Here is a 3,145-nt window from a genome sequence, read left to right on the forward strand (position 1 = left end):
GGTCCGTCTCCTCATGCAGGTTGGGAACCCACACACAAACCATCAGACACTCTCCTGCGGATTCGCCAGAAAGAATCCAGTCAATAAAGATTTTGAAGTGCCGAATCTCGCTGGTGTGTGCGCGGGTATTAATCGATGAAACGTTGCATTTAGGACACAACCAGCGCTGGGTTCCTGCCGCGGTTTTGCCGTTCTTAACCAGTCCGTGGCCGCACATGTCACATGACGGCCGATTCCTATTAGCCATAGGAATTGGCCTTACCGCACCAGCAGCAGTCCCCTTATCACAGACCTAGGACTATCCAGTGTTGATTCCACAGATCGGGCCGTTGGAACCGATTCAAAATCAAGATCACCGTATTATCCCAGGCTGCCCCGGGAAACCGTATCGGTTTATCCACACGAAATGTCCCTTAAGCCGTGTTAGGCTTACCTAACCCGCAGATCGTTTCATCTCCGCCGGCACGCGGAGATCTAGAAGTGTTGAAGGACAGTGATAACCATGGCTGCCCTGCCCAAACCAGCAGCACAGAGACGCAAGCCCCGTAAAGCATATGAAGCAACTGTGACGGGCCGGCGCCAGATTTCTCCCGATCTGGTCCGACTAAACATGAACTCCCCCGCATTGGTGGGCAAGGAACTCGAGTTCACTGACCACTACATCAAATTGTTGTTCACACCAGAAGACGCGGATTATGCCTGGCCATTTGATGTCGCGCAGATTCGCGAACAGCAGCCCAATGAGCAACAACCGATCACCCGCACTTATACCTTGATCAACCTGGACCCGGAAACCGGGGACTTCGACGTTGACTTCGTCACCCACGGCGATTCCGGCTTGGCCGCCCCATGGGCGCGCACCGTCGAAGTCGGAGAGAGGTTCGGCTTCCTCGGCCCCGGCGGCGCTTGGGGGCCGACGGAAGACTACGAGCACTTTGTGCTGGCCGGCGATGAGACCGCGGCACCAGCGATCAGCGCCGGACTGAAACACCTCCCAGCAGGCGCAACGGCGACCGCCTACATTGAGATCGAGGCTAACGACCGCAAGTTTGACCTCCCCACCCGCGAGGGCGTGGAGATCAACTGGGTGGCCCGCAACGGCGCAACCCACGGCACAGAATTATCTCGTGCGGTGCGCGCGGCAGGCACCCCAACGGGGAAGAAAACCAGTTGGTTCATCCACGGTGTCGCCGAAATGATCAAGGAGATGCGCCGCTTCCTCTTCGTTGAATCTGGGATTCCAAGAGAAGACGTTTCCATCTCCGGCTACTGGCGCATCGGCATGACCGAAGACCAGTGGCAGGCTTCCAAGCGCGAGTTCAACGCTGAGGTTGAGGCCGAAGAGGCAAGGGCAACGGCCTAGAAGCTCCTCCTCGCCTCACTCACGCGCTCGTTCGTGGCGTCAGCGGCCGTGCCGGAAACCTACGACGACGTGTCGGCGTTACCAGCCTTGATTGTCTCCCAATCAATGTTCCAGTAGCCCAGACCGTCCGTACCCGGCAGGGTGTCACCCTTGGTGTTCACAATCTCCACTGGGTCGCCGCGCTTGACGGTGTTCATGTACCACTGCGCATCCGCCGGGGTGGCGTTGATGCAGCCGTGAGAGACGTTCGTCTGCCCCATTGCCCACGTTGCCCACGGTGCGGAGTGGACGTAGATGCCAGACCAGGACAGCTGGGTGGCGTAATTCACCGGGGTAACGTAGCCACCCGCTTCCAGGCTGAGGCCGTAGGTGCGGGAGTCCATGACCAAGCTGTCGTGCTTGTCACCCACCACGTAAGTACCGTTCGGGGTGTCGTAGCTGTTGTCACGGCCCAGAGCAATGGCGAAGGACTTCACTTCCTCACCGTTGCGGTACACCGTCAAGGTTTTGGTGCTGTTGTCCACCTTGGTGAGGACTTCCTCACCAATGGTGAAGTTCGTTTCACTGTCCTGCTGACCGTAGATGCCGTTGCCAAAGTCCTTGCCATAAAGGTCGGCCTTGACCGTCACCTCCGTACCTGGCGTCCAGTACTCCTTGGGGCGCCAGATCAGTTGGTTGCTCTCAACCCAGTAGAAGGCGCCCAGAGTGTTATTGGACGTCTCAATCGTGATGGCGTCCTGCACCGCCTGACGGTCCTCCGGGGACACGTCAAGGTAGAAGACGATGGCTTGGGCAACACCAACCTCAGAGCCCTGGGTGGGGCTAATCGACGCAGCCAACTGCAAGCGGGGGCTCACCGTGGTGAACGTGGCAATCGAGGCCGTACCCAGCTTGGTCATGGCCTTGACGGTGTAGGTCTTGCCATACCCCAGCGGTTCAGTGGTGGTCCATTCCGTGCGGTCTTCGTTGAAGGTGGCCTCAACTTCCTTGCCGGACTCATTCGTCATGGTGACGGTGTCCAGCCCCGCGGGAGTGTTCACGGTAACCGGGATACCCGGCTCTACATCCTCCGAGCCGTCCTTGACCGAAATGGTTGCAGGGGTGTCCTGGACGATCTCGGACTCCCCGGATTCCGCGGCGTCCCCGCGTTCGAGGGTGCACCCCACCGCGGCGGTGCCAACGAGCACTGCCGCCATGCCAGTAACAACTACGCGCCGGATGTTTGACACTGCCCACACCGACTTAGAGGACATGCTTCAACCACTTAACTTTCTGCCGCACGCCGATACCGCTATCGGACTTCACCTTTATTAGTCGCTTATAACGCCTACTTGGTTACAGGATTCCCACTCTTGAATTCTGCACCGCCATGAACACCGCCATGAACATACAAAAGCGACTGCCGTGACGGATACCTTAACCGCTCGCCCCACATAGTCCCACTTGAAACACTCACTTCCACACAGTCGTTATCGTATTGTTTCCAAGCCTCTAAAACGGCCCTTTAACCAGGCGATTTCACCTATTTAAATTGTGGTGCTATATTTTTCTTTCGTTGCCGTAAGGCAGAGCGCCATTAGCTCAATTGGCAGAGCAACTGACTCTTAATCAGTGGGTTCGGGGTTCGATTCCCTGATGGCGCACAGACCGCGAGGTCAGAGCACACCCAGTGCCCTGGCCTCGTTTTTCGTATCCAGGACAGTTCATCAGAGGGTTAAACGACAAAATGTGGCTTAAGGGACATTTCGTGTGGATTTGCGGCGTGTCGCACTAAGGGACATT

2 protein-coding genes, 1 tRNA gene and 1 pseudogene are annotated in these 3,145 nt (G+C 57.3%); 2 read left to right on the top strand and 2 right to left on the bottom strand.

The features are described 5' to 3' along the window. Positions 1 to 247 (bottom strand): annotated as a pseudogene (locus Q0X28_RS08540) (hypothetical protein); the annotation flags it as partial. A gap of 255 nt (positions 248 to 502) precedes the next feature. On the opposite strand from Q0X28_RS08540, the gene Q0X28_RS08545 reads away from it, so the two are divergent. Beyond that, the gene (locus tag Q0X28_RS08545) at positions 503 to 1,363 is read left to right on the top strand and encodes a siderophore-interacting protein (RefSeq protein ID WP_298577663.1); all 861 of its coding nucleotides are present in this window, start codon (positions 503 to 505) and stop codon (positions 1,361 to 1,363) included. A gap of 59 nt (positions 1,364 to 1,422) precedes the next feature. Here Q0X28_RS08545 and Q0X28_RS08550 read toward each other — a convergent pair whose 3' ends face one another. Further along, positions 1,423 to 2,616, bottom strand: a complete 1,194-nt coding sequence (locus tag Q0X28_RS08550) for an Ig-like domain-containing protein (RefSeq protein ID WP_298577661.1) — start codon at positions 2,614 to 2,616, stop codon at positions 1,423 to 1,425. Positions 2,617 to 2,933: 317 nt separating this feature from the next. Here Q0X28_RS08550 and Q0X28_RS08555 point away from each other — a divergent pair. Then, positions 2,934 to 3,006, top strand: a tRNA-Lys gene (locus Q0X28_RS08555). The last annotated feature ends 139 nt before the right edge of the window (positions 3,007 to 3,145 follow it).

The sequence above is a fragment of the uncultured Lawsonella sp. genome, assembly GCF_947252745.1.
In the GTDB taxonomy this organism is placed as follows: Bacteria; Actinomycetota; Actinomycetes; order Mycobacteriales; family Mycobacteriaceae; genus Lawsonella.

Bases quoted from the DNA above. Each gene is read 5' to 3' on its own strand.
- Q0X28_RS08545 (WP_298577663.1), top strand. From the start codon at position 503: ATGGCTGCCCTGCCCAAACCAGCAGCACAGAGACGCAAGCCCCGTAAA.
- Q0X28_RS08550 (WP_298577661.1), bottom strand. From the start codon at position 2,616: ATGTCCTCTAAGTCGGTGTGGGCAGTGTCAAACATCCGGCGCGTAGTT.